We start from the raw sequence: 24,263 nt of genomic DNA on the forward strand, positions 1-24,263 counted from the left end.
CAGGTTATGCAAGCTCGGGTTCAGTGCCCTGGACTTTTAATTCGACATGTTGGTTCTTACGCAACAAAGGTGGACATCCCCATGATGCGTCTTTGTGCTGTTTTGGTTCTTTCCCTGCTCGGCGGCCTGGTTTCAGTGCATGCCGCGCCTGCGCCGCACCCGCATTGGAGTGTGGGCTTCCATCGCATGACCTTTCTCGACCCGCTGGATTTGCAGCCGATGAAAGCCATCGCCTTTTACCCGTCCACCGACGTCGAGCACACCACGCACCTGGGCGCCTACCAAGTCACGGCGGGTGAGGACGCCAAGGTCGCCATCGGCCGCTTTCCGATGCTGATGCTGTCCCACGGCAATACCGGCACGCCGCTGGCCCTGCATGACCTGGCCACGTCCCTGGCGCGCAAGGGCTTTGTGGTGGTGGCGGTGTTGCACCCTGGCGACAACTACAAGGATCACAGTCGCCTGGGTACCCTGAGCAACCTGTATGGGCGGCCGATCCAGATTTCCGAAGCGATCACCGCCACCCTCGGCGACCCGATGCTGTCGCCGTTCGTCAATATTGATCAAGTTGGGGTCATCGGCTATTCGGCCGGTGGCGAGACTGCGCTGATCCTGGCAGGGGCCAAGCCGGATTTCGACCGCTTGCGCCGTTATTGCCAGGAGCGTCCGGAAGACCGCGATACCTGCACTACCAAGGGTGAGCTGGTGGTCGATCGCGACGACCTGCAACCTCAAGCCGACCCGCGCATCCACGCGCTGATGCTGATGGCGCCGCTGAGCCTGATGTTTGGTCGCCAGACCCTGGCCGACGTGCATGTACCGGTGCTGCTCTACAGCGGTGACGGCGATAAGTTGGTGGCCGTGGACAAGAACGCCGCCGCCCTCGCACGCAAGTTGCCGCAACCGCCGAACTTCAAGCTGTTGGCGGGGGCGGGGCACTTCGTCTTCATGGCCCCGTGCGACAGCGATCAACTATTGGCGATGCCGGCGATCTGCACCGATGCCGATGGCGTCGACCGTGAAGGCATCCATCGCAACCTGATTTCCGAGGCGGGGCGTTTCTTCACCCATACCCTGGGGCAATCGACCCGCGCCGGGTTGCAGACCGCTGATCAGTAAGCGCGACGTTTGAGCAGCAGGGTCAGGCCCAGTGCGCTGACCGACAGCAACGCCGCGCAGAAGAAGATCCAGCCGTAACCCAGGTTCACCGCAACAAAGCCCATCAACGGCCCGGCAATCGCCAGGGCCAGGTCAAAGAACACCGCGAACGCACTCAGCCCCGCGCCCCGGCTGCTGTTGGGTACTTGCTTGATGGCTTCTACGCCAAGCGCCGGGTATACCAGCGACAAGCCGAAACCGGTCAGCCCGGCGCCAATCAACGCCACGCCGGTGGACGGCGCCAGCCACAGCAGCGTCAGGCCGAGGGTTTCGATGGTCATGCAGGCAATCGCCGCGCGGAAGCCGCCAAAACGGCTGATGGCGGAGATAAACACCATCCGCGCCAGGATAAAACACACGCCGAACACCGTCAGGCAGTACGCCGCACCGGCCCAGCCGCGATTGAGGTAGTACAGGGTAATAAAGGTCGTCAGGGTGCCATAGCCGATCGACGCCAGGCACAGGCTGGCACCAAACGGTGCGATACGCCCGAACACCGCCCAAAACGGCAGCCGCTCGCCGCGCACCACCGGCACCGAGGGCTTATTGCGGATCAGCAGCAAGCCCAGCGCCGCCAGCACCGACAGTGCAATGCCGAGGATGGTGTAGCCGTATTCGGCGACCATCACTACGCCCAGTGGTGCACCGATGGCGATGGCGCCGTAGGACGCGATCCCGTTCCAGGAGATCGAGCGTGCCGTGTGCTCGGCGCCGACCTGGCCCATGCACCAACTGATGGTGCCCACGCCGATCAGGCCCTGGGCCACACCGAGCAACAAACGCCCGGCGATCAGGATGCCCAGGCTCAACTCGGGCAGGCTTTCGAGCAGTGTCGCCAGCAATGTCAGCACGCCGCTGACCAGAATCCCCACCAACCCCAGCACAATCGCACGCTTGGTGCCGACGTTGTCCGACATGCGCCCGGCCATCGGCCGACTGAGCAGGGTCGCCAGGTATTGCGAACCGATGGTGATCCCGGCCACCACCGCGCTGAACCCCAGTTGCTCATGCACATAGCCCGGAATCACCGCAATCGGCAGGCCGATGCAGATGAAGGCAATGAAGGTATAGAAGACGATGGAGACAATCTGCAGGGTAATCGACAGGGAGCTGGGGGCGGCGGCAGACATGAGCACTCATTCGCGGGAGGCGGTGAGGGCATCATGGCAAGGCTTTGGCACAAAAGAAAGCAGGCTATCTATTGTAGTGAGCGGGCTTGCCCGCGCCGGGCTGCACAGCGCCGCCCAAAAAAAACACCGCGGTCTGTCTGGCAGAACGCGGTGTTTGGATGCAGGGCTGCTGCGCAGCCCCGCGCGGGGTACAAGCGGGTGTTTAGAGCACCACGCCTTGGCTGCGCAGGTAGTCGTCGTAGGTGCCGCTGAAGTCGATCACGCCGGTGGCGCTCAACTCGATGATGCGGGTAGCCAGGGACGATACGAACTCACGGTCGTGGCTGACGAAGATCAGCGTGCCCGGGTAGTTTTCCAGCGCCAGGTTCAATGCTTCGATGGATTCCATGTCCAAGTGGTTGGTCGGTTCGTCCATGATCAGCACGTTCGGCTTTTGCAGGATCAGCTTGCCGAACAGCATGCGACCTTGCTCACCACCGGAAATCACCTTCACCGACTTCTGGATCTCGTCGTTGGAGAACAGCATGCGACCGAGGGTGCCACGGATCATCTGCTCGCCCTGCGTCCACTGGCCCATCCAGTCGAACAGGGTGACGTCGTCTTCGAAGTCATGCGCGTGGTCCTGGGCGTAGTAGCCCAGTTCCGCCGCGTCGGTCCACTTGATGCTACCGGCGTCCGGGGTCAGTTCGTTGACCAGGGTGCGCAGCAGGGTGGTCTTGCCGATACCGTTCGGGCCGATGATCGCCACGCGCTCGCCGGCTTCGACCTGGAAGCTGAAGTCCTTGAACAGCGGCTTGCCGTCGAAGCCTTTGGCCATTTTTTCGACCATGACTGCCTGGCGGTGCAGCTTCTTGTTCTGCTCGAAACGGATGAACGGGCTCACCCGGCTCGAAGGCTTGACCTCGGCCAGCTGGATCTTGTCGATCGCCTTGGCGCGGGAAGTGGCCTGCTTGGCTTTCGAGGCGTTGGCCGAGAAGCGGCTGACGAAGGATTGCAGTTCGGAGATCTGCGCCTTCTTCTTGGCGTTGTCCGACAGCAGCTGCTCGCGGGACTGGGTCGCCACGGTCATGTACTCGTCGTAGTTGCCCGGGAACAGGCGCAGCTCGCCGTAGTCCAGGTCAGCCATGTGGGTGCACACGCTGTTCAGGAAGTGACGGTCGTGAGAGATGATGATCATCAGGCTCGAACGCTGGGTCAGGATGTTCTCCAGCCAGCGGATGGTGTTGATGTCCAAGTGGTTGGTCGGTTCGTCGAGCAACAGCACTTCAGGATCGGAGAACAGCGCCTGGGCCAGCAACACGCGCAGTTTCCAGCCTGGCGACACTTCGCTCATCGGGCCGAAGTGCTGTTCCAGCGGAATACCCAGGCCCAGCAGCAACTCGCCGGCACGGGATTCAGCGGTGTAGCCGTCCATCTCGGCGAACTCGGTTTCCAGCTCGGCCACGGCCATGCCGTCTTCTTCGCTCATTTCCGGCAGCGAGTAGATACGATCACGCTCGGCCTTGACCTTCCACAGTTCCTCGTGGCCCATGATCACGGTGTCGAGCACAGTGAATTCTTCGTAGGCGAACTGGTCCTGGCGCAACTTACCCAGGCGCACATTCGGCTCCAGCATGACCTGACCGCCGGACGGATCCAGGTCACCACCGAGGATTTTCATGAAGGTCGACTTGCCGCAACCGTTGGCACCGATCAAACCATAACGGTTGCCAGCGCCGAACTTGACCGAGACATTCTCGAAGAGCGGCTTGGCGCCGAACTGCATGGTGATGTTAGCTGTGGAGATCAATTACTTTACCTATCAATGGGTTGCGAGCGTGGCGGCAGGAGCCTTCAGGCATGCGTCAACAGCGACATCAAGGCGCGAAACCCGGTCGCTGAACAGAAAATTTGGATGTGTGTTGGAATTTGGCGCGCATTGTCGCATATGTCAGGCGACAGTTGTATGGCGCGTTCTTTGGTGGATGGAGACGTGGGCCGTCCTTTGCTCTTCGTCTACCGCATTGTCACCACGCAAGGAGGCTCAATTCCTTCTTTTGGTACTCTCCGTGATAGCCTTTAAAAAATGATTTGGAGGGATCCATGAGAAAAACGATCGTCCCGCTTTTATTGGCCATTCTCGGGTTTGGGACAGCTGATTATGGATGGTGCGACCAGCATGACAGGGACAACGTCGCCAAAACGTCGTCCCTGGTGTCCAGGCACCTGCTTGCTTTTGAACAGGAGCCGAGAGTTGACCTGTCGAGCTATTTGGCGCGCGGTGAGGAGGCTGAGAAGGAACTGGCGGCGGATCTGCTTGAGATGCAATCTGCCGATTGGTCGGGCGCCGAGGCGAAAAGAGATGCGGCAATAGAGTTCACATCCCATGCCTTGAACGTAATACGCACGTACACGCGCTTTCGTATGGCGAATTTGCGGGTCGGTATGACTGAGCGGCGACTGCTAGAAGAGCAGCGCGCTCTAGCCCAAGAGACAGATCCGAAGCGCAAGGGGCTGGTATCTGAACGCCTGCAAGCCTACAAGGATAAGTACGTGCAAGAGCAGCGCGAGTATTACCATCAAGCGGCTGCTCTGGGTATGCACAGTGAGATGCTGTTAAGGGCAAATGACGGGGTTAACGTTGCATTCGGTGAAGGTAACGGGCTGGATGTAACGACTCAGGAATTCATGAAACGGCTTTTCTAGCCTTGCTTCTGTGCACCTTGAATAAATCCACTCAGGCGCTAAATGATCGATACCTCAAGCGCGAGTTGGTTCTCGTAGAATTTTGATAGCAAAGATGGACGTAGGTGCTATCACCGAAGATTAGGGAAACGCCTTGATTGTGTTAAAGGCTTGTCTTACCTAGGCCCAAGGCATTTCCCAATAGTTATCAGGAAACTGTCCAGATCGCAGTCAGGGAAATAAACGAAAATACAACCCCAACAACCAGAGAAACCTGGATCACTGTTATAGACGAAGAAACTAAATTTTCTCTGTAAAACCGCTTGATCTTCGGGGCACTCACTCCGAGCTTTTTAAAATACTCTGCCTCAGCTCTCAGTCCCGAAAATACTAAAAAAAACGATATTAACAGAGCGATTTTGAAGGAAATTATAAGCCCTACTGCATACATGTGACGTCCCTATACTCCATTTTTCCATCCCCTTCCACCGTGAGGATCGTGGCATTATGGTATCGTCACATTTCACTATGTACAACCGCGTCTTGGTTGGTCGCGCTGCTGATTGGCTGCTCCTTTGGGCCTGGTGAGTTTCTAAAGCCAGACGCAAACCAGCCCGCTGTGGGCGGTGTAGGGCATGAAAAAGTCAGGCCGCCTTGAACTAAATTGAGGCGTTAGCCGCAGCTGCATTTGATGTTCACCTACGGTGGATACAGTCGCGATGAATCAGTCCATGAAAGAACCCCTTCTGACTGGACGAAGCCTACTCGAGAAGAGATTGGGACGATCTTCCAAAAAAACCAGATTCAAGGATGTAGTAGATGCGTAATACCTGGTTGCTGCTGTTTTCTTCGTCTATCGCCCTTGCGGGTTGTGGCGCAATTCCCTCTGTTCCCTATGTCGATCCAGCTCAGGCTGAGAATACGGCCCGAGTCCGTGTGATCACCAATTCCAGTGTGTTTGGCGATAGCGTGACGGGTAGTTGCGCCCCGGGTACTCGCCACAAAATGGCTGAAGCTGGCCGTTTCTCCGAGGACGGACAGCCGAGCATCAACTACCCTCAGTACCCACTTAAACCGGCCATTCTTGGCATGCCGGGAAGGGTTTCTCCCAAGCTTCAGCAGTATATCGGGGCTGTTCGGATGGCCGAGGGCTTGTACACCGAGATGGTGGCTGAGTATCGCGTTAAAACAGATACACCCTTTCAGATCGCGACATTGGGGGCGTCGGCCGGCAGCTACGGCAGCACTTATGCTGTGTGCCCAGGCCAGGCGAAAGTATTCAATCTGGAGCCCGGAAAAGACTATGAGGTGTTGGTCGGATTCGGCCGCGCGCCAAACGCGGATGGAAATGTGGTGCTTGCGTGTATGTTTGGCGTAGTCGAGCTTGCCTCTGTCCCTAACTTACCGTTTGCATTGCCGAAACGGCTTGCAGGTTCGGAGTCGCCACAGACGCTGTGCAAGGGTTAAGTAGCACGGTGCATATTTTTTACCGTTTTACCCGCTGTTTGCGGGCCCAGCGTTTATTCATAAGGAGCTGTGAATGTCGGTTGTAGGGATTTGTAGGCTGTCACTGTCTTGGGTAGGTATTTGCTTCGCGGCGAGTGCTTTTGCAAGCGAGAGTTTAGAACTGCATCGAACCGCTATAACCACTATTGCGATGGAGCAGGTTTGCCAAAACGCCAACCCTGGGATGAATGTGAGCCTCGAAAACGCTTTCGCCAACGACACTTGGGAGGTTGAAACGAAAGCAGAAGTCAGAAGAATACAAGCAGAACCTGCATATAAACCCGAAGTTGCCGAGATGGTAAAAAAACTCAGCGCTCCACCTTTTCAGGTGCTTCAGAAGGAATTGTGCGACGTTTACGTCGCCAAATAAGAGGGTTGCGCCTAATTGCATCTCGCTGCAATCGTTCTGAGGGATGCAATCGCCCGCCAAGCCGTGTGTTTATCGCCCAATCGCCCAGCGTCGCAATAGCCGGGCAGCAATTTCAGGGTAAAAACATGTGCCTAAACGGAATGGCTCCGGATTATTTTTCCCGCCTTCACCTCATCCGCATACCCGGCGAGCTTTGCCTGCTGAGCCGCGAGCAGGGCACACAGCTTCATCAAGGCGATTGCTTGATCGGGGGATCTGTCGATCCCCGCGCTGGCGGTCAGCGCATTCACCGACCAGGCGATGACCGCCGCCGCATCTTCAAGGTCGTAGAAGAGCTCCTGTTGGGCGGTCCTGGGGCCGTCGAGCTTTTCCATCAGATCTGCCATTTACCCATGCTCCCCATAGAAATGATTCGGCGGTATCAACTCAACCACACCTACGAAAACGTACAGCACAAAGCGCTGGTTTCGCCATGAGTTCATTGGATTATCCAGTGCCGATGGCAGTAGCCAAACGTGTAGGTAGCCTACAGGACAATGTCGACGATCCTGGTGGGATTTTTGAGTTCAGGCAACAGTGACACGCCGCACCGAAGCCCCCCTCACCAACGTCTCCGGCATCGCTACGCCCAACAGCGCCAGCGCCACCGTCGCCACACCCGCCAACGTCAGGAACGCCGCATTGTACCCAGCCTGTTGCACGACAAAACCGGCCAGGCTGCTGCTCAGCGCCGCGCCCAGGCCAAATGCGGTGGACAGGGCGCCCAGGCTGACGTTGAAGCGGCCGGTGCCCTGAGTCAGGTCTTTGACGATGACCGGGAACAGTGCGCCGAAGATGCCTGCACCGACGCCATCAAGCAGCTGGACCGCCACCAGCCAGTAGGGATCGTTGGACAAGGTGTAAAGCACACCGCGTACCGGCAGGATCATGAAGCCGGCCAGCAGCAACGGTTTGCGCCCCCACACATCGGCCTTTATGCCCACTAGCCAGGCCACCGGCACCATCACCAGTTGTGCGGCGACGATGCAGGCGGAGGTCAGCGGTGTGGCCAGGTGCAGGTTGATTTGCGCGAGCTTTTGGCTGACCAGCGGCAGCATCGCAGCGTTGGCCAAGTGGAACAGTGCGCAGCAGATGGCGAACACCAGCAGCGGGCGGTTTGCCAGCAGCACGCGCAGGCCGGACGGTTGGGTGTGGTCGCGGCTGTGGGTGGGGTCGAAACCGCGGGCGACGTCGTGGTCGATGGCGCTGGCCGACACGCAGCTGATCGCCACCACGCTGGCCAGGGCCATGAAGGCCATCAGGTAAAACACCACCACCGGGCCGTACAAGTACGCCAGGCCACCGGCCAGCAGTGCGGCGGTGGCGTTGCCGGCGTGGTTGAAGGTTTCGTTGCGGCCGGTGCGGCGGGTGAAGGCGCGTGGTCCGGTGATGCCCAGGGAAATCGCAGAAATGGCCGGGGCGAACACCGAGGCGGCGACGGCACTGGCCGCTTGGGTCAAGGCCACCAGGCTGAACGAGCTGACGAAAGGCAGCAGCAGGCAACTGAGGGTGACCAGGATGGCGGCGATGGCGATCACGGCCCGCTTGCTGTGGGTGCGGTCGATCAGTGCTCCGGCCGGGCCTTGGGTAAGCAGTGCAGCGATGCCGGCCAGGGTCATGACGACACCAATACTGGCGGGGTCCCATTTGTGTACCGCCAGCAGGTAAATCGCCAGGTAGGGGCCAAGGCCGTCACGCACGTCCGCGAGGAAGAAGTTGAGGCTGTCGAGGGACAGGGTGTTGCGCAGGTCTGAATGTCGGGCCACGGCGGGTTCTTCGGGGGCGGCGTTCAACGGCTGAACACGCATTGCGTTAATGACCTGCCGGCTTTGGGATTAGTTTCGCAGCGTCATCAGGGTTTTATTCCCGACGCGCTTGGCTTACTTTCTGTACCCGCGAAGACAACTCCCTGGAGAAGCAATGGACATGCCCTCGGCCCAGCAGGCCATCACCAGCAACAAGCGCGCCTGGGACCAGTCGGCGCAGTTGCACAAAGACACCGATAATTGGAAGAGCTTGCTGCGCGCGGTCGCCGACCCGAATTTCTCGCGGCTGGACCCGACCATCACCGCCTTGCTGCGAGACGTCGGTGTAGACGGTAAAGACGTGGTGCAGTTGTGCTGTAACAACGGCCGCGAATGCCTGTCGTTGTTCAGCCTGGGCGCGCGTTCGGTGGTGGGTGTGGATCAATCCCGGGCCTTTTTGCAGCAGGCAGGGGAGCTGGCACAGGTCTCGCCCCATAACCCCGAGTTTATCGAGGCCGATGTCTATCAATTGCCCGAGCGTCTGCACGAACGGTTCGACGTGGCCTTGGTGACCATTGGGGTACTGGGCTGGATGCCGGATGTGGCGCTGTTCATGCGTCATGTCGCCAGTACCCTGAAGTCCGGCGGCACGCTGGTGATGTATGAAACCCACCCGTTCCTGGAAGTGTTTGACCCACGCGCAGACAATCCGCAGTTGCCCGCCAGCTCGTATTTCCAGCGCGATCCTTTCGTGTTGCAGGAGTCCATCGTCTATGAAGGGCTGGGTGAGACGGCCGGGCCTACGTCCTATTGGTTTGTGCACACCTTGGGCAGTCTGATCACCGCGGCAATTGGGGCGGGCCTGCAGATTGGTCATTTGCAGGAGTACCCGCATTCCAACCGCGAGGAACTTTATGACCAATATGAGCACCAGCTCGCGCAGTTGCCGTTGTGTTTTACCCTGACGGCAAGCAAGCGCTGAGCATTGGCGCTCAGGCTCTGCGCACGAAGGTACGCATGGTTTGCCCCGGCCCTGTGCTGAATACCGTCGGCCGGGGCATGTGGTCATCTGCTGCAATAAACACAAACTCATCCGCTTCAAGGCGATAGCTGGCGGGCAACTGCTTGCCAGCGTCTTCGCCGATGGCATCGATCCAGGTAATGCTTTTGGGGACAGCGGCGCTGTCCAGGAAAAACCGCCCAGCCAGCAATACTTCGCCGTCGACGGTAGTCACTTCGAATCGATCATCGGTAATGGTGGTCACGGCGCCTGGAGCGCTGTGGGCATCGACCGGGTTGAGCACGCCACTGTCTTCCAGCGCGGTCTGTTCCCAGATGCCTTGTAGGGCCTGGAAGTCTGGGTCGGCAGTAAATGTCATACAAATTCCTTTTTGTTGTTGGACTGGTCGCGAGTCGTTAGGGGGGGGGCTTCACTTTACTCCGTTAACTTGAGTTCACAAGGTTGTAGGAATGGTCTGCTTTTATTCCGCTGGCCGAGATTTTTCCTTTTTTGCCAATGGATTAGCGTTATTTTCTGGCCCTCGGGCAGTGTCCGCCACGCAACCGTCTATGCTTTCGTCAGTAACAGAGGACGCCTTGTGTGTCCTTGACGTTGCCCCCTGTTTATTCCGTCGTTATTCAGGTCTGTGTAGTTGGGCACTGAGTAACAATTTTTCGGGGCATATCAACGTTGAAAAATACTCATCCGTTACGCCAGCATCCCGCTTCTGACGAAATCGACCTGTTTGACCTGCTTCAAGCGATCTGGAAGCAGAAAACATGGGTGGCTGGCTGTGCACTTGTCGCCGGGCTGCTGGGCGCCATTTACGCGTTTATGTCGCCGCAGGTGTATCAGGTCAGCAGTGTGCTGAGGCCGGTAGCCATCAATGAGTTGGATGCGCTCAACCGTTCCGATGTGTACAAGCTGTCACCGGCGGATGCGTTGGCCAAAGTGGCGGTGCAGCTGGATTCCTACGAAACCCGTTTGGCTTTCTTCAGGGCGAACCCCACGTTGCTTGCAGCCGATGAGCGCTCTGGATACAGCCAGGCCCAAAGCGCTGAGGCATTCAATCTGATGTTGTTTGATTCCAAAGGCAGCGACGCGGGCAACGCGTCCCTGCGGGTGGAGATGCAGTACCCAAAAGGCGTCGATGGTGTGGCGATCCTCAACGGTTTTATCGACTATGCGATTGCTCGCCAGCGGGATCAGGTTGGCGCCGACTTGACGGTGATCGTCAACAATCGTCTGGCGGAACTCAAGGGCAAGATCGATAACGCGCGTAAAGATTACGCTCGGGAAAAAGCGGCAAAAATCGCCCAATTACTGGAAAACGACAGCATCAAACGCGCCCAGCTACAGGACGAACTCGATGCGTTGCGCTTGGCGCTGCGAGTGCAGCGCACCCAACGTTTGGCGCAGTTGAGTGAGGCGATTGCGATTGCCAGGTCCGCCGGAATAAAAACGCCCTCGGCAGTGGGCACACCCCAAGCATCACCTACGCAGGTCACGAACCAGGCGTCAGCGCTCTACTTGATGGGCACTCAAGCACTGGAGGCCGAGCGTGCCGCGTTGCAGCAGCGCACCGGCGACGACTTCACCAGTGAGCGCGTCGCCGAAATCGGCAAGGAGCTGCGTCTGCTGGAGGCGAATCGAGAAGTCGATGCGCTCAAGGCACGTGGCGATGACGACATGTTCATCCAGAATGTGGAATGGCCCAGGGCCGAAATCGCACGGCTGCGCGGCGTCAATATTGATATGAACGGGCTGAAACTGGTGACAATCGACCGCCCGGCCCAGGAACCGCTGAGCCCGATCAAACCGCGCAAGGCGCTTATCATCGTCGTGAGCCTGTCGGCTGGGCTGATGCTCGGGATGTTGCTGGCCCTGATCCGCCATCTCTTCCAGACGCGGGGGGAACGCACACCCTCTACACATTAAGTGGACAGCTTTTCACAATTCTTAGTTAACCTTTGGTTACAAGTTGTGGCTAAATATCTGCCAATGGCGACGTCGCGCTGAGTCATTCAACCGTGCGCGTCGCCGGTCTGTGAATTGTGATTTCAGCTGCTGCTTATTAAACCTCGGCCGTCGTGGGCACGCAGGAGCAGCCTGTTTTCTTCTGACGTGTGACGGATTCCCGTGAAACTCATCATTGTTGGCCTCTACGTTGCTTGCATCGCGTATGTACACCTGCGTGGCCGGGTGCGCCACAAACTGGGTCGCCAACTGAGCGACCACTCTACGTTCCTGGCGCCGATCAACTGCTTTCTCTACCTGTTTTCCAAGCTGCCGAGCCGGCCGTACCTGTCGCCCAGCGACTTTCCGGACCTGAGCCCCTTGCAGGAGCACTGGCAGGAAATTCGTGAAGAAGGCCAGAACCTGATGCGCGCCGGGGCGATCAAGCGCTCGGACCAATACAACGACGTGGGTTTCAATTCGTTCTTCAAGTCGGGCTGGAAGCGTTTCTACCTCAAGTGGTACGGCGACAGTCATCCCTCGGCCATGAAGCTGTGCCCGCGCACCACGGAGTTGGTGAAAGGCATCGGCTCGATCAAGGCGGCAATGTTCGCCGAGTTGCCGCCGGGCTCGAGGCTGGTGCGGCACCGCGACCCCTACGCCGGGTCCTACCGCTACCACTTGGGCCTGGATACGCCGAATGATCCCGGTTGCTACATCAATGTGGATGGCGAACAGTATTTTTGGCGTGACGGCGAAGCGGTGATGTTTGACGAGACATATATCCACTACGCCGAAAACACCACCCAGCAGAACCGACTCATTCTGTTCTGCGACATCGAACGGCCAATGAAATACCGCTGGGCGAGCGCATTCAACCGCTGGTTCAGCCGCAACGTGATGGCGGCCGCAGGTTCGCCGAATGACGCTGGCGACAAGACTGGCGGGCTGAACCGAGCGTTTACGCGGCTGTACAAGATTCGTCTGCGTGGCAAACAACTGAAGAAGCGCAACCGCACGCGTTATTACCTGGAAAAGTGGGCGATTTTTGCGGCATTGGCGATGATCTTCGTGCTGATCTGAGCCTGGCGCAGACAGATCGTGTTACACCTGATGAGAAACAATTTAGTTACCAAAGCCGAACCCTGGGCGTAGCGTGCTATCGAAAGCACGTACTACTCGCCCTTGAGAGGCTTTGTCATGAACAGTTGTGTACGTCATCTGGCCGCGCTGGCGGTGGGCCTGGCCCTGACCTCACTGGCCCAGGCCCAAAACCTGCCCGGCAACAACGACGCCAACAACGGCCCGATCCACCGGGCCAACCCCAACAGCATGCAGGGCACCCAGCCCAATGCGCCGGCCATTCGCGGCCCCCGGACTGGCCCGACCCCACCTGCACCGACCCTTGAAAACGGTGGCATCGGTAATCGTTACCCCACGCGTAATACCGCCCCCAGCCGTCCGGCCACCGAAACCAAAGCCCCCACTTACGATGCCAACGGCAATCGCCGGTAAGGACTCGCCATATGTTTTTACGTAAAACGCTGCTCGCCGTCCTCTGCACCAGCACGCTGCTGCCTCTGGCCACTGCTTACGCCGCCGATGGCCAGCAGTTCCCCAGTGAGCAAGGCAGCATCACCGCCACGCCGATCGCCAAGGGCCTGGACCACCCTTGGGCGGTAGCGTTTCTGCCGGACAAGCAAGGCTTTCTGGTGACTGAACGCCCCGGCCATCTGCGGCTGGTCAGCCCGGACGGCAAGCTCTCTGCACCGCTGAGCGGTGTGCCGCAGGTCTGGGCCAAAGGGCAGGGCGGTCTGCTCGATGTGGTGTTGTCGCCGGACTTCAAGCAGGACCGCATGGTGTATCTGTCCTACGCCGAAGGTGGCGGGCAGGGCGGCACCGCCGGTACGGCGGTCGGGCGCGGACGATTGGCCGACGACTTGAGCGGACTGAAGGATTTCAAGGTGATCCTGCGCCAGGAGCCCAAGCTGTCCACCGGCAACCACTTCGGCTCGCGCCTGGCGTTCGACCGCGACGGCTATCTGTTTGTGACGCTGGGCGAAAACAACGACCGGCCGACCGCCCAGGACCTCGACAAGCTGCAAGGCAAGGTGGTGCGTATTTACCCGGACGGCCGCGTGCCGGATGACAACCCGTTCGTGGGGCAGGCCGGCGTGAGGCCTGAGATCTGGTCCTACGGCCAGCGCAACCCGCAAGGCCTGGCACTCAACCCATGGAGTGGGACGATCTGGGAAAACGAACACGGGCCGCGTGGCGGGGATGAAATCAACATCATCGAACGTGGCAAGAACTATGGCTGGCCGCTGGCAACCCACGGCATCAATTATTCCCTGACGCCGATTCCGGAAGCCAAGGGCAAGACGGCGGAAGGCACGGTGGCGCCTCACCATGTGTGGGAAAAGTCACCGGGCATCAGTGGCATGGCGTTTTATGACGCTGACCGCTTCAAGCCTTGGCAGCACAACGCATTCATTGGTGCATTGGCCAGCCAGGAATTGATCCGCTTGCAGTTCGAAGGGGACAAGGTGGTGCATGAAGAGCGCCTGCTGGGCGGCTTGAAAGCGCGGATTCGCGATGTGCGGCAAGGGCCGGATGGCTACTTGTATGTGCTGACGGATGAAGATGACGGCGTGTTGTATCGGGTCGGATTGAATCAGGACTGATGGTACTGACACCACGTGGTCAAAAACGGCGGGAGGGGGGCACGTCCCCTCCCGCCGTTTGATCCTGCGCAGGCTTACAAGCCGAGGTCCGACAGCCCTGGATGATCATCCGGTCGCCGACCCAACGGCCAGTGGAACTTGCGCTCGCTCTCCTTGATCGGCAGGTCGTTGATACAGGCAAACCGATTGGCCATCAGACCGTTTTCGTCGAACTCCCAGTTCTCATTGCCGTAGGAGCGGAACCAGTTGCCGGAGTCGTCATGCCACTCATAGGCATAACGCACGGCGATGCGGTTATCGGTAAATGCCCACAGCTCCTTGATCAGGCGGTAGTCCAACTCCTTGGCCCATTTGCGGCTGAGGAAACCCTTGGCTTCTTCACGGCCGTGAGCAAATTCGGCGCGGTTGCGCCAGCGTGTGTCCAGCGTGTAGGCCAGGGACACCCGTTGCGGGTCGCGGGAGTTCCAGCCGTCTTCGGCCAGGCGAACTTTCTCGACCGCCGACTCGAGGGTGAACGGCGGCAACGGCGGGCGTGTTTCGGTGTTAGATGACATCGGGCAGCTCCTGTAAACAATAAGGTTCTATCGAAAGTTGCCAGGCAAGTGCGTTCACAGTCCCAATAACGTTCGCGCCATGCATTGCGCTTTATCGGCAGCTGTTGAATCACCCATCACCAGGGCAACGGTAATGGCGCCATCTATCAGGATCAGCAGTTGCGCGGCCTGCTGCGGTGGGTCGGCGGTGCCATGTGCTTGACACAGTTCAAGTGCGTACTCGAACAGTTTCTGTTTATGCGCCTTGGCCAGCAGGCGTACCGGGTCTTGTGGGTCGCCGGTTTCGCCACTGGTGTTGATGAAGGCGCAGCCACGGAAGTCGGCTGAGCCGAACCACGCCTTCAGCGCCGTGAACAGCGCCAGCAGGCGTTCGCCACTGCCCTCGCTGCGCGCCACTTCAGTGCGCAGCCACTGCATCCAACGCGCGTCGCGCCGTTGCAGGGCGGCAATCACCAATTCGTCCTTGTTGGCGAAATAGCGGTAAATACTTTTTCTCGATACGCCGGCGGTTTTCACCAGTAAGTCCATGCCGGTGGCAGCGATGCCATGGCGGTAGATCAACTTTTCAGTGACGTCGAGAATAATATCGCGGGTTTCACTATAGGTCATATCGTTCATGTTGCAGACAGTAGAACGATCGTTCTTCATGGTCAATTAAATTTTTTCCATGCGCCGCAGCAAGACCTGAGCACCCCCATGGTGTAAGCTCGGGGCCTCTTCGGATTCGACCCATTGCGAGCCTTATGCCGTCGTTCTTCAAACGTTCCCTGTTGCCTAAACTGCGCGGTTTCCCACTGTCCACCGATGCCATCGAGGTGCTGTCCGGCGCCGATGCCTATCGCCGCTGCCTGTTGGAGAAAATTCCCCAGGCGACGCGCCGCATCTACATCGTCGCGCTGTATCTGCAGCAGGACGAAGCCGGGCAGGAAATCTACGACGCCCTGCATGCCGCCAAGGCCGCAAGGCCCGAGTTGGACATCGTGGTGGTAGTCGACTGGCTGCGCGCCCAGCGTGGGTTGATCGGTGCCGGCAAACAGCCCGGCAACAGCGCCTGGTACCAGGCGATGACCCAATCCCATGCCAGTGAAGTGCCGGTGTATGGCGTGCCGGTGCAGACCCGCGAACTGTTCGGCGTGCTGCACCTCAAGGGCTTTGTGATCGACGACACGGTGCTGTACAGCGGCGCCAGCTTGAACAACGTTTACCTGCACAAGTTCGACAAGTATCGCTTCGACCGCTATCACCTGATTCACAGCCAGCCGCTGGCCGATTCCATGCAACACCTGATCGAGCACGGCCTGGTGGCGTCCAAAGCGGTGCATCGCCTCGACCTGCCGAACCCGCCGACCACCCGCAGCCTGCGCAACGACATCGGCGATTTGCGCAGCCGCCTCAAACACGCGGCCTACGACACCACCTGCGGGCAGTTGCCCAACGGTCATCTGTCGGTCAGCCCCTTGCTGGGGGTGGGCAAGAACAACCCGTTGAGCCGGGTGATCCTGGAGCTCATCGCCAGCGCCCAGCACCAGCTGACGATCTGCACGCCGTATTTCAACCTGCCGTTGCCGGTGACCCGCGAGATCAACCGTGCCCTGGCGCGTGGCGTGAAGATCGACATCGTTGTCGGCGACAAGACCGCCAACGACTTCTACATCCCGCCCAGCGAACCGTTCAAGGTGATCGCGGCATTGCCGTACCTGTACGAAATCAGCCTGCGCCGCTTCGCCAAGCGTCACCAGCCGATGATCGACAGCGGCCAGTTGAACCTGCACCTGTGGCGTGATGGCGACAACACCTACCACCTCAAGGGCATGTGGGTCGACCAGCGCTATACGTTGCTGACCGGCAACAACCTCAACCCGCGGGCGTTTCGGCTGGACCTGGAAAACGCCTTGCTGATCGATGACCCGCAAGGCCAGTGGCTGGAGCCACGGCGTACCGAGCTGGCGCAGATTTTCCAGCACACCACGCGCATCGACGGTTACGCGCAGTTGCAGACCCTGGTGGACTACCCGGCGGCGGTGGGCAAGTTTCTGCGGCGGGTCAGTCGGGTGCGGATCGAACGGTTGCTGTACCGGATTCTGTAGCGACACAACCCGAAACCACTCCCAGGGCTGAACGGGCCCTGGCAGCACGTGCATTGCGAAAACACTTACATGCGGTCTTGAGGTGGCTTTGTAGGATTTCTTTGGACGGTTCTAAGGGACGAGAACTTTCGCGACCTCAACCGTGAAGAGAAATCCCGATGCCGACATTCCCGCTCGATTATTCGTCTGTGCGCGCAGTTGTTTCGGTTCCGAACAACGCCTTTGCGACCTCCCTTGAGCCCCCAGCCCTACAAGGGCGATCAGGGCAAACCGAAACGCCGCTGCCGGGTCGTGCTCCGCGCACAAGCAGCCAGCAGCTGAAGCTCGTCATCCTTGAGCAGGCCTCTGGGCGCAGAAAGCGTGAGGTGACGACAAGGCCGAGCAGGCCTTTTCCAACGGATGAGCGTGCAAGGGCTGCCGACAGCAGCTTGCAAGACACGTTGGCGCGTTGGCTGGTCACCGGCAAACTCAACGCCAACCCCATTCCTCCCGATGCTTCGATCAAGCCCTTCACCGACGCTTTTGGCGAAGCCCTGCGTGAGCCAAAGGTGCAGGCCTGGTTCGCGTCCAAGGGCCTGGATGTGTCCACCGTGCGCATCTTCAACGATGGGGTCGACGGTGAGGTGAATATCAACGGCAAAAAAGTCAGGCAACGGTTCACTACGACTGACGGCTCTGGCTGGTGGGAGGTTGGCGCGAAGGTCACCGAGGCCGTCAACAGATTGTGCCCTGACTATGCCGGGGTGCTGATGCCGGATGCAAAAACCGGTGATTTTCGCGATGTCCGCGTGATACTTGGCTTCTATGGGGTGAATGCGCCCTCTCGACCGGCGGACGCGGCACAGTTGGGCAAGGCCCTGGAAGATAACGGCTGGCCACCCATTACTGACGACAAGCGGGCTTACTGGCGCGAACAATTCTCGCAGCTTTTGCAGAAAAACAGCGACCGCGATACGCGCCCAGCGCTGGCGTCCCAACTGCAGGCGCTGATCAACGCTAAAGCCGAGGGCGATCAGCTCAACCTGACTGATAAGCCTGTGCTGATCGACCCCGAATCGACGCTGGCAAAAATCAGCCAGGCGCCGCGCGAGCAGTTTTTGCAATGGCTGGCGACCCCGACATTCCAGGCGTTTATCCAGAAAATCGGGCTAGGCGGCGACGATAACGTTTACCGGATCTCGAACGGGCAACTGCAACTGCGTGGCGACAACCTGCAGTGGCAGTCATTACAGGCCTATCTGGACGATGAGATCGGCAAGGTCCAGGCGAACGGCAACGCCCAGGAAAAAGCGGCCATTGGAACGCTGCGCACTGAGTTTGATCAACTGGTTGAAAAGAGCCAGGCGACCGGCAACGCGTTGTGCTCCCGGCCCACCTACGATGCGCGTCAGTACCTGGCGTTTTCCAAGCTCGGGACGCCCACGACAGTCGGGCAAGTGAAGTCCGTCATCGACTGGCTCGGCAGCACGTTGCCGCCTTCGCCCATAGGCGCTGATTACGCCGGCTTGACGCCCTATACCTGGGGCCCTGGAGCGTTATCGCCAACGGATCTGGCCACATTAAGGGCCCAGGCCGCCGGGCCCGGTTCGGTGCATAGCCTACTGCGCAACCACGCGTTCCCGTCAGGCATGCCCGACGATGACCACCTGAAACTTCAACATTTCTTCGACTCGTCACAGGCCAAAACAAAAGCCCAGGCCCTGGCTCGGCTGCTGAACATGGCCGAGGTGGCCGAGGGGCGGGCGCTTTCACGGGCAACCCGGCATCAGCTCCTGGCAACCGCGATCAAGACCGGCATTACGGCAGATGTACCCGGTAAGCCGGGCGTAGTGGCGGGCCACCAGATCTATCGCGCCAGTAATCTCGGTCGTACGCTGGAGGAGGAGCGCCGAGACATTGAACGGCACTTGATCGGCAAAGGCGCGGACGCGATCACTGCGCCGCTGATTGCCCACCTGTTTTTGGCGCAGGCTGCCCCCGAGTTCCTGCTCAAGCCCGACCCTCAAGTGCCGGCGCAAGCGCCTGCAGCACTGAAGCTGTCGCCCGGGCAAGTGAGCATCGGTTCAACGTCCTGGCTCAACCTGCGACTTGCCTGTGCCCTGTCGGAAAAACTGGGCGGCCCAGGCAGTTCGCGGGCATTGAACATTACCCAGGCCCATGCCCTTGCTCGGCTCAATCCGGTGGTAGATGAACAGGAGCAATTGATCAAAAGCCTTGGCGCGCAACCGGTGCTGGATTGGGCCGTGATGACTGGCGTGATTCCCAAGCGTACCGATGGACATTACTCGTCAGAGGACTACCGAGCGGCCACGCAAGCGTTTGTCGACCGAGAGGTGGGCATTGGCAAGGCATTCGAAACCTTGACGAGGGATACGCCCAATCAGACAAACCTGCTGATCAAACAACTGGCGCTACTGTTTCCCGAGATGACAGAGGAGGAGATCCGCGATTTCAGATTGCAGCCTATGGACACTGCAGCGCGGGGCCATACGGGTGTGTCTGGGCCGCTTTTAACCGACGTGATCCTTTATGAACAAGCTCCGCCGGAGCTTTTACACGTTCTTGTGCCCCCCCTGATAAAAGTGTTGAACAACCTCAAGGATTACGCGTTTGTTCATCCGAAGATTTCCTGGGAAACCTATTCCGAGCGCATCAAGCAGCTGCCGAACATTGCCTCATTGGTCGAACCCGCTGTGGACAAGCATTTGGCCGATGCCCGTAGCGCTCACGCAACGGTAATCAGGCAGATGATCGCCAACGCGCCGTTGGATGTGCGGCGAATCCTGGAGGTTGCCGACATCCAGGTATTCAGTCTGCGTGAAGCCACGGGCAAAACCCTGCTGGACGATCAATACGAACCTGAGGGTGTGGCCGAAAAAATCGGCAGGCAGGGGGTGTTGATTCGCTACGACACGAAAGCGACGAGCCCTACGGGTGGGTATTTAGAGTTTTTCCCGGGGTCAATGAAGATCATCAGGCGCGACGATCTGCGCGACAGCCTCAAGGTCTATGGCGGGCAAGTGAAAGAGAGAACGGTAGCGCGCAGGCGCGAGTCCTTTCGTGACGGCCTGCCGGAGTCGTTTGATTTTCAGGCCTATAAAAGCGGGGGGGACCCGCGTCCCAACGTAAAGTCGAACGTCATTATCGAAAAAGCAGGTGCTGCATTGCCGGGCCTGGGCCTGGAAAACTGGCCCGCGCCGGGTGCCGATTATGTACCGAACAGTTGGGCATCGGACAAAACCACTGCGATCGCCAACGCGATACTCGATGTCACCTTTGATCAGAAGCGCACGCAACTGATCGACTATGCCAACCAGCCCACCACGTATCACAAAATACGTAACTACCCCTTCAGTTCGAGCGCGGTTTTTTCCAACCTGAACGTGAGGACGGTGTTGAGCATGATCCCGTTTGTCGGAGCGATTGCCGATATCGCCGAAGGGAAGGTCGGGGCTGGCATCAAGGGCTTGCTGCTCGACTTCGGCTCGTTCGCCGTGACAGGCGGGGTGGCTGGGGCCAAAGCATTCTTCAAGGGCTTGAAAGTCGTTGTACCGTACGGCGGTCGTGGGTTTGCCATGCGCGGGCTCAAGGGGGCGCCGACATTGGTGCGTAGCGTGTTCAACCCGCTCGACAGCTCGATTGACGTCATGAAGACCGCCCAGCGTGCGTTGGCCGGTGAGTTTGTGACTGCTGGTGAAGGCTTTTATATGGGGGCCACTGCCTTTGAGCGATGCCGGTGGGGACTTGGGGTGTACGACACGTTGCGTGTCACCCCCGCGGCCAGCGCCACTTACCCTGGAAGCCGCCTGGGTGTGAGCCAGCAGTGCAGGTTATACGCGGTGCAGCAGGGCGTCGCGTGGTATGCGATTGACCCGCTCACCCATAAGCCAACCGGAGCCCCGCTGACTGACTTCAAGCCCGACGCCGGCACAAGTTAAGCACCAGCGCTCGCGGGTTGTGCATTCCACCGCTTGAATGCACAGCCTGCGGACGTCTTGTCAGTTAAGGCCCAGCTTGCCACGCAATGTGGACAGGTCTTCCGCCAGGGTGTTGACCGGACCCACTAGGGCTTTGCGGTCGTTTTCCTTCACTTTGTCGTAGGTCTCGAAACCGCCGTCCTTGGTTGTGTATTTGGCGAGGATCTTGTCGACCGTGGCGAAGTTCTTGTCGACCTTGGCCAGGAAGGCCTTGTCTTGTTTCTCGATCTGGCCACGGAACAGATCGACGATTTTCTTCGCACCATCGATGTTGCCCTGGAAGTCGTACAGGTCGGTATGGCTGTAGCGATCTTCTTCACCGGAGATCTTGGTCGCGGCGACTTCTTCCAGCAACGCGGCGGCGCCGCCAACGACTTTCTCTGGTGGAAAGGTCAGGCCGTCGACGCGGGTCTTGAGGTCGTTGACGTCGGCGTTGAGCTTGGCAGTCAACGCCTCCAGGCCCTTGGTCGAATTTTGCGAGAACAACGCGTATTCGATGCGGTGGAAACCAGTGAAGTCTTCAGCGGTTACACCTTTCTCATGGTCATCCACCCGCGAGTCGATGGACGCATCGAGGTCGCTGAACAGCTCGGCAATCGGCTCGATGGACTCATAGTGCACACGGGTCGGTGCGTAGAGCTTTTTGGCGGTGGCCAGGTCGCCTTTGTTGATCGCGTCGGTGAAGGCCTGGGTCTGGGTCACCAGCTCACCGATTTCTTCGGTGACGTAGATCTTGTAGTCCGACACCGGGCCTACCAGGTCCAGCGGCGCCGTGGCGGCGAAGGCGGCCAGGGGCGAAAGGGTCATTAGCAACGACAACGCGAGAGTCGACTTCTTCATGGGACGGTTTCCGCTGTGGGGTTGGTTTCAGGTGTTGGCAGTGGTGTGAGGGTGCGTGGCGGCAAGCAGCGTGCGCCCAAGGAAATCCTCTGGCCCGGTGACGCCCGGCAAGGTGAAAAAATACCCGCCGCCGACCGGCTTGAGGTACTCCTCCAGGGGCTCGCCGTTGAGCCGGGTTTGCACGCTGATAAAGCCTTTCTCCAGGTCAGCCTGGTAGCAGATGAACAACAGCCCCATGTCCAGCTGACCGTTTTTATTGACGCCGTTGGAATAGTTGAACGGCCGGCGCAGGATCAGGTTGGCCTGGGTCTGCGGGGTACGAGGGTTGGCCAGGCGGATGTGGGCATCGAGCTTGGTCAACTTGCCCTCGGGGTCCTTGCTGTAGTCGGGCACCTGGCTTTCCTGTTTACCGTCCATGGGCGCGCCGGTGGTCTTGACGCGGCCGATGATGCTCTCCTGTTCTTGCAGGGGCGTGCGGTCCCAGCGCTCGACGAAGTTGCGGATGATGCGCACCGCCTGATAGCTGCCGTGGGCGGCCCAGGCCGGTTCGTTGCTATGGGGCTGGACCCAGACGATCTGGTCCATGGCCTTGTCATCGTTGGAATTGGGGTTGGCCGAGCCGTCGCGAAAGCCGAGGAAATTACGTGCACTTTGCGCCGGTTCCCCGGGTTTGCTCGGCGCCTGGGGCGGCACGCTGCCTTCCTGTTTCCAGCGCACCAGCAGCAGGTCCGGCAGGTTTTTCACAATGTCGCGCAGGGCGTGGATGTTGGTGTCAGGGGTGTTGGAGCAAAATTGCAGGCTCAGGTCGCCGTGGCACTGCGCCGGTTCCAGCGCATCGTTGGGGAAACCGACCATACGGCTCAAGCGCTTGGGTTTGGCCGCCGTGAGGCCGAAGCGCTCATCAAACAACGACTCGCCGACCGACACCGTGATCGTCAAGTTATCCGGGGTGACCACCGGGCCGAGAATGCCGGAATCGGTAGGCGGCAGTTTCGGGTCGACTTGCGTCACGGCGCCGCCGGTCATCAGGAAGGCGATACGTTCGTTCAACGTGCGGAACAAGCGCTCCAGATCGTCGCGGTCGCTGGCCAGTACGTCGAACGCCACGAGCATGCCGCAGGCCGGACGCGGGGTGACGATGCCGGTTTGGTGCTTGCCGAAAAAGTCGTGATGGTCCTGGGTCTTGTCGCTGCGCGGCGCGGTGGTGACTTGCTCGGCGGCGGCCATGGCTGGGCAGCTCAGGCTGCTGCCGGCAATGGCGACGCCGGTGGCGGCCATGCCCAGCAGGACACGGCGGCGTTGGAGGTTGGTGTGTGCTGAATCACTCATGTGTGCGGTCGTCTTCACTGCAGGCCGGAAAGGCCAAGGGCGGGATCGATTCCATCGAGTGCGGCGGCCAGAGCCTTGGCCTTGTCGGCGATCTGCTTGCGCTGATCGGCGGTCACGCTGTCATACGAGATGTAACGGTTGTTGGTTTTGAACCCGGCGAGCTCGCTGTCGAAGGCGGCGAGGGCGCTGTCGATCTTGGGCAACAGGTCGGCGGCGGATTTGCTCAGCAGTGGGCGCATCAGTTCGACCACTTTGTGTGCAGCGTCCAGGTTGGCGGCAAAGCCAGTCAGGTCGATGTGGCTGTAGCGCTCTTCTTCCCCGCTGAGGGCACGCACATCCGCCAGGCTGTTGAGGTTGCGCACCACGATGCCCACCAATTGCTCCGGCGGCAGGGACTGGGCCAGCAACTGTTGCTTGAGGGTGGTGACGTCGTTGAACAGACGTTGGGCAATCGGCGCCAGGCCATCCAGGCTGCGCTGCTGGAACAGGCTGTATTCAATACGATGGAAGCCACTGAAGGCCGGGTCTTGCTCGCGGCTCTCAAAGTAATCGGCACGCGCATTGATCGCGTTGTCCAACTGCGCCAGGCGTTGGGACGCTGGCGCCAGTCGCTGGTAAGCCTCGCGGGCTGGGACGTAGAGCGACTGGGCTTGGGCCAGATCGCCGGCGTCGATGGCCTGTTGCAAGGCGTTCACGGCCTTGATCAAGGCGCCGCCCTGGCTGCTCAGGTATACCCGGAATTCCGACAGCGGGCCGATGAACGCCACCATCGACGGCTTGGCCTTGGCCTGGGCGTCGGACTCAGCCGTTGGCGTGACGTGCAAGGTGCCGCGCGGGTTGCTCAGCAGGCCGCAGGTGATGGCGTAGTCGCCGGGCAGCAGGTTGGCGTTGATCACCTGGCTCAGGCCGGGGGCGATGTTTTCCCGTTCTTCGATCACCAGCACGCCGTCGAGGATTTCCCACTCCACTGCGCGGTCGGAGCGGTTGATGATGCGAAAACTCGCACGCCCGGCCGGTACCGTCAGTGCATTCGGCTCGCAGGCGTGGCCATGAATGGTCACGGCAATTTCATTGTGATTGGTCTGGCGCTTGCTCGCGGCCAATTGTGACGCGTAGTAGAACAGGCCACCGGCGGCGATCATCACGACCACCGAGCCCGCCACGGCCCAGCGCAGGGCGCGGGGTGGCAGAGCCGGTTGAGGGGTTGGGCTGGACAAGAGGTGG

21 protein-coding genes are annotated in these 24,263 nt (G+C 59.6%); 11 read left to right on the top strand and 10 right to left on the bottom strand.

The genetic code is table 11. From position 1 onward, the window contains the following. The first annotated feature begins 81 nt into the window (after positions 1–81). Positions 82–1,119, top strand: a complete 1,038-nt coding sequence (locus tag LIY36_RS21020) for an alpha/beta hydrolase family protein (protein ID WP_226456994.1) — start codon at positions 82–84, stop codon at positions 1,117–1,119. Here LIY36_RS21020 and LIY36_RS21025 read toward each other — a convergent pair. Beyond that, a complete protein-coding gene (locus tag LIY36_RS21025) occupies positions 1,113–2,288 on the bottom strand; it encodes an MFS transporter (protein WP_226456995.1) in 1,176 nt (391 codons plus the stop codon). The two genes, LIY36_RS21020 and LIY36_RS21025, sit on opposite strands and share 7 nt — an antisense overlap. Positions 2,289–2,490: 202 nt before the next feature. Continuing rightward, positions 2,491–4,077, bottom strand: a complete 1,587-nt coding sequence (locus LIY36_RS21030; RefSeq protein WP_226456996.1) for an ABC-F family ATPase — start codon at positions 4,075–4,077, stop codon at positions 2,491–2,493. 293 nt (positions 4,078–4,370) lie between these two features. On the opposite strand from LIY36_RS21030, the gene LIY36_RS21035 reads away from it, so the two are divergent. The 3 genes from LIY36_RS21035 to LIY36_RS21045 all read left to right on the top strand — a co-directional run bounded on the left by LIY36_RS21035 (position 4,371) and on the right by LIY36_RS21045 (position 6,828). After that, positions 4,371–4,973, top strand: a complete 603-nt coding sequence (locus LIY36_RS21035; protein ID WP_226456997.1) for a hypothetical protein — start codon at positions 4,371–4,373, stop codon at positions 4,971–4,973. 798 nt (positions 4,974–5,771) lie between these two features. Beyond that, on the top strand, positions 5,772–6,419 hold the full coding sequence (locus tag LIY36_RS21040; protein ID WP_226456998.1) for a hypothetical protein: 648 nt from the start codon (positions 5,772–5,774) through the stop codon (positions 6,417–6,419). Positions 6,420–6,492: 73 nt separating this feature from the next. After that, positions 6,493–6,828 carry a hypothetical protein gene (locus LIY36_RS21045; protein WP_226456999.1) on the top strand — a complete coding sequence of 112 codons (336 nt, stop codon included), beginning with the start codon at positions 6,493–6,495 and terminating at the stop codon, positions 6,826–6,828. A 131-nt stretch (positions 6,829–6,959) separates the two neighbouring features. On the opposite strand, the gene LIY36_RS21050 is transcribed toward LIY36_RS21045, so the two are convergent. Both LIY36_RS21050 and LIY36_RS21055 read right to left on the bottom strand, forming a co-directional pair. Continuing rightward, positions 6,960–7,214, bottom strand: coding sequence for a hypothetical protein (locus tag LIY36_RS21050; RefSeq protein WP_226457000.1), 255 nt, complete (start codon positions 7,212–7,214; stop codon positions 6,960–6,962). 180 nt (positions 7,215–7,394) lie between these two features. Then, positions 7,395–8,633: an MFS transporter gene (locus LIY36_RS21055; protein ID WP_226457087.1), complete on the bottom strand. Its 1,239-nt coding sequence runs from the start codon at positions 8,631–8,633 to the stop codon at positions 7,395–7,397. 154 nt (positions 8,634–8,787) lie between these two features. On the opposite strand from LIY36_RS21055, the gene LIY36_RS21060 reads away from it, so the two are divergent. Then, a complete protein-coding gene (locus LIY36_RS21060) occupies positions 8,788–9,594 on the top strand; it encodes a class I SAM-dependent methyltransferase (protein WP_226457001.1) in 807 nt (268 codons plus the stop codon). A 10-nt stretch (positions 9,595–9,604) separates the two neighbouring features. Here LIY36_RS21060 and LIY36_RS21065 read toward each other — a convergent pair whose 3' ends face one another. Beyond that, complete coding sequence (locus LIY36_RS21065) at positions 9,605–9,991, bottom strand: TIGR03067 domain-containing protein (RefSeq protein ID WP_226457002.1); 387 nt, start codon at positions 9,989–9,991, stop codon at positions 9,605–9,607. 311 nt (positions 9,992–10,302) lie between these two features. Between LIY36_RS21065 and LIY36_RS21070 the strand changes: the two genes are divergently transcribed. The 4 genes from LIY36_RS21070 to LIY36_RS21085 all read left to right on the top strand — a co-directional run bounded on the left by LIY36_RS21070 (position 10,303) and on the right by LIY36_RS21085 (position 14,252). Further along, on the top strand, positions 10,303–11,550 hold the full coding sequence (locus tag LIY36_RS21070; protein ID WP_226457003.1) for a Wzz/FepE/Etk N-terminal domain-containing protein: 1,248 nt from the start codon (positions 10,303–10,305) through the stop codon (positions 11,548–11,550). A gap of 201 nt (positions 11,551–11,751) precedes the next feature. Beyond that, positions 11,752–12,651 carry a lipid A hydroxylase LpxO gene (lpxO, locus tag LIY36_RS21075; RefSeq protein WP_192301179.1) on the top strand — a complete coding sequence of 300 codons (900 nt, stop codon included), beginning with the start codon at positions 11,752–11,754 and terminating at the stop codon, positions 12,649–12,651. A 117-nt stretch (positions 12,652–12,768) separates the two neighbouring features. Further along, entirely contained in the window at positions 12,769–13,083 is a 315-nt protein-coding gene (locus LIY36_RS21080; RefSeq protein ID WP_226457004.1) for a hypothetical protein, read from the top strand. An 11-nt stretch (positions 13,084–13,094) separates the two neighbouring features. Then, positions 13,095–14,252, top strand: coding sequence for a PQQ-dependent sugar dehydrogenase (locus tag LIY36_RS21085; RefSeq protein WP_192301177.1), 1,158 nt, complete (start codon positions 13,095–13,097; stop codon positions 14,250–14,252). 74 nt (positions 14,253–14,326) lie between these two features. On the opposite strand, the gene LIY36_RS21090 is transcribed toward LIY36_RS21085, so the two are convergent. Further along, positions 14,327–14,806, bottom strand: a complete 480-nt coding sequence (locus LIY36_RS21090) for a nuclear transport factor 2 family protein (protein WP_226457005.1) — start codon at positions 14,804–14,806, stop codon at positions 14,327–14,329. Positions 14,807–14,860: 54 nt separating this feature from the next. Beyond that, positions 14,861–15,424, bottom strand: a complete 564-nt coding sequence (locus tag LIY36_RS21095; RefSeq protein WP_226457006.1) for a TetR/AcrR family transcriptional regulator — start codon at positions 15,422–15,424, stop codon at positions 14,861–14,863. 125 nt (positions 15,425–15,549) lie between these two features. Between LIY36_RS21095 and pssA the strand changes: the two genes are divergently transcribed. Together pssA and LIY36_RS21105 are read left to right on the top strand one after the other, a co-directional pair. Then, positions 15,550–16,893 (top strand): CDP-diacylglycerol--serine O-phosphatidyltransferase, encoded by a 1,344-nt coding sequence (gene pssA, locus LIY36_RS21100; RefSeq protein WP_226457007.1) that lies wholly within the window; start codon positions 15,550–15,552, stop codon positions 16,891–16,893. Between the two features lie 158 nt (positions 16,894–17,051). Continuing rightward, the gene (locus LIY36_RS21105; protein WP_226457008.1) at positions 17,052–20,831 is read left to right on the top strand and encodes a hypothetical protein; all 3,780 of its coding nucleotides are present in this window, start codon (positions 17,052–17,054) and stop codon (positions 20,829–20,831) included. Between the two features lie 60 nt (positions 20,832–20,891). Here the strand turns inward: LIY36_RS21105 and efeO (LIY36_RS21110) are convergent, their stop codons facing one another. The 3 genes from efeO (LIY36_RS21110) to efeO (LIY36_RS21120) are packed head-to-tail and all read right to left on the bottom strand — an operon-like array spanning position 20,892 to position 24,256. Continuing rightward, positions 20,892–21,710 carry an iron uptake system protein EfeO gene (efeO, locus tag LIY36_RS21110; protein WP_192301172.1) on the bottom strand — a complete coding sequence of 273 codons (819 nt, stop codon included), beginning with the start codon at positions 21,708–21,710 and terminating at the stop codon, positions 20,892–20,894. 27 nt (positions 21,711–21,737) lie between these two features. After that, positions 21,738–23,057 carry an iron uptake transporter deferrochelatase/peroxidase subunit gene (gene efeB, locus LIY36_RS21115; protein WP_370694894.1) on the bottom strand — a complete coding sequence of 440 codons (1,320 nt, stop codon included), beginning with the start codon at positions 23,055–23,057 and terminating at the stop codon, positions 21,738–21,740. Next, complete coding sequence (gene efeO / locus LIY36_RS21120) at positions 23,054–24,256, bottom strand: iron uptake system protein EfeO (RefSeq protein ID WP_226457009.1); 1,203 nt, start codon at positions 24,254–24,256, stop codon at positions 23,054–23,056. The genes efeB and efeO (LIY36_RS21120) overlap by 4 nt, the downstream gene beginning before the upstream one ends. Positions 24,257–24,263 lie beyond the last annotated feature (7 nt).

Origin of the sequence: Pseudomonas sp. AF03-9 (genome assembly GCF_020515815.1) — a bacterium.
In the GTDB taxonomy this organism is placed as follows: Bacteria; Pseudomonadota; Gammaproteobacteria; order Pseudomonadales; family Pseudomonadaceae; genus Aquipseudomonas.

Excerpts from the sequence above, each read along its gene's own strand:
- LIY36_RS21050 (WP_226457000.1), bottom strand. The coding sequence starts at position 7,214 with ATGGCAGATCTGATGGAAAAGCTCGACGGCCCCAGGACCGCCCAACAG.
- LIY36_RS21085 (WP_192301177.1), top strand. The coding sequence starts at position 13,095 with ATGTTTTTACGTAAAACGCTGCTCGCCGTCCTCTGCACCAGCACGCTG.
- pssA (WP_226457007.1), top strand. The coding sequence starts at position 15,550 with ATGCCGTCGTTCTTCAAACGTTCCCTGTTGCCTAAACTGCGCGGTTTC.
- LIY36_RS21080 (WP_226457004.1), top strand. The coding sequence starts at position 12,769 with ATGAACAGTTGTGTACGTCATCTGGCCGCGCTGGCGGTGGGCCTGGCC.
- LIY36_RS21040 (WP_226456998.1), top strand. The coding sequence starts at position 5,772 with ATGCGTAATACCTGGTTGCTGCTGTTTTCTTCGTCTATCGCCCTTGCG.
- LIY36_RS21090 (WP_226457005.1), bottom strand. The coding sequence starts at position 14,806 with ATGTCATCTAACACCGAAACACGCCCGCCGTTGCCGCCGTTCACCCTC.
- LIY36_RS21020 (WP_226456994.1), top strand. The coding sequence starts at position 82 with ATGATGCGTCTTTGTGCTGTTTTGGTTCTTTCCCTGCTCGGCGGCCTG.
- LIY36_RS21035 (WP_226456997.1), top strand. The coding sequence starts at position 4,371 with ATGAGAAAAACGATCGTCCCGCTTTTATTGGCCATTCTCGGGTTTGGG.
- LIY36_RS21060 (WP_226457001.1), top strand. The coding sequence starts at position 8,788 with ATGGACATGCCCTCGGCCCAGCAGGCCATCACCAGCAACAAGCGCGCC.
- LIY36_RS21045 (WP_226456999.1), top strand. The coding sequence starts at position 6,493 with ATGTCGGTTGTAGGGATTTGTAGGCTGTCACTGTCTTGGGTAGGTATT.
- efeO (WP_192301172.1), bottom strand. The coding sequence starts at position 21,710 with ATGAAGAAGTCGACTCTCGCGTTGTCGTTGCTAATGACCCTTTCGCCC.
- LIY36_RS21105 (WP_226457008.1), top strand. The coding sequence starts at position 17,052 with ATGCCGACATTCCCGCTCGATTATTCGTCTGTGCGCGCAGTTGTTTCG.
- LIY36_RS21065 (WP_226457002.1), bottom strand. The coding sequence starts at position 9,991 with ATGACATTTACTGCCGACCCAGACTTCCAGGCCCTACAAGGCATCTGG.
- LIY36_RS21095 (WP_226457006.1), bottom strand. The coding sequence starts at position 15,424 with ATGAACGATATGACCTATAGTGAAACCCGCGATATTATTCTCGACGTC.
- LIY36_RS21025 (WP_226456995.1), bottom strand. The coding sequence starts at position 2,288 with ATGTCTGCCGCCGCCCCCAGCTCCCTGTCGATTACCCTGCAGATTGTC.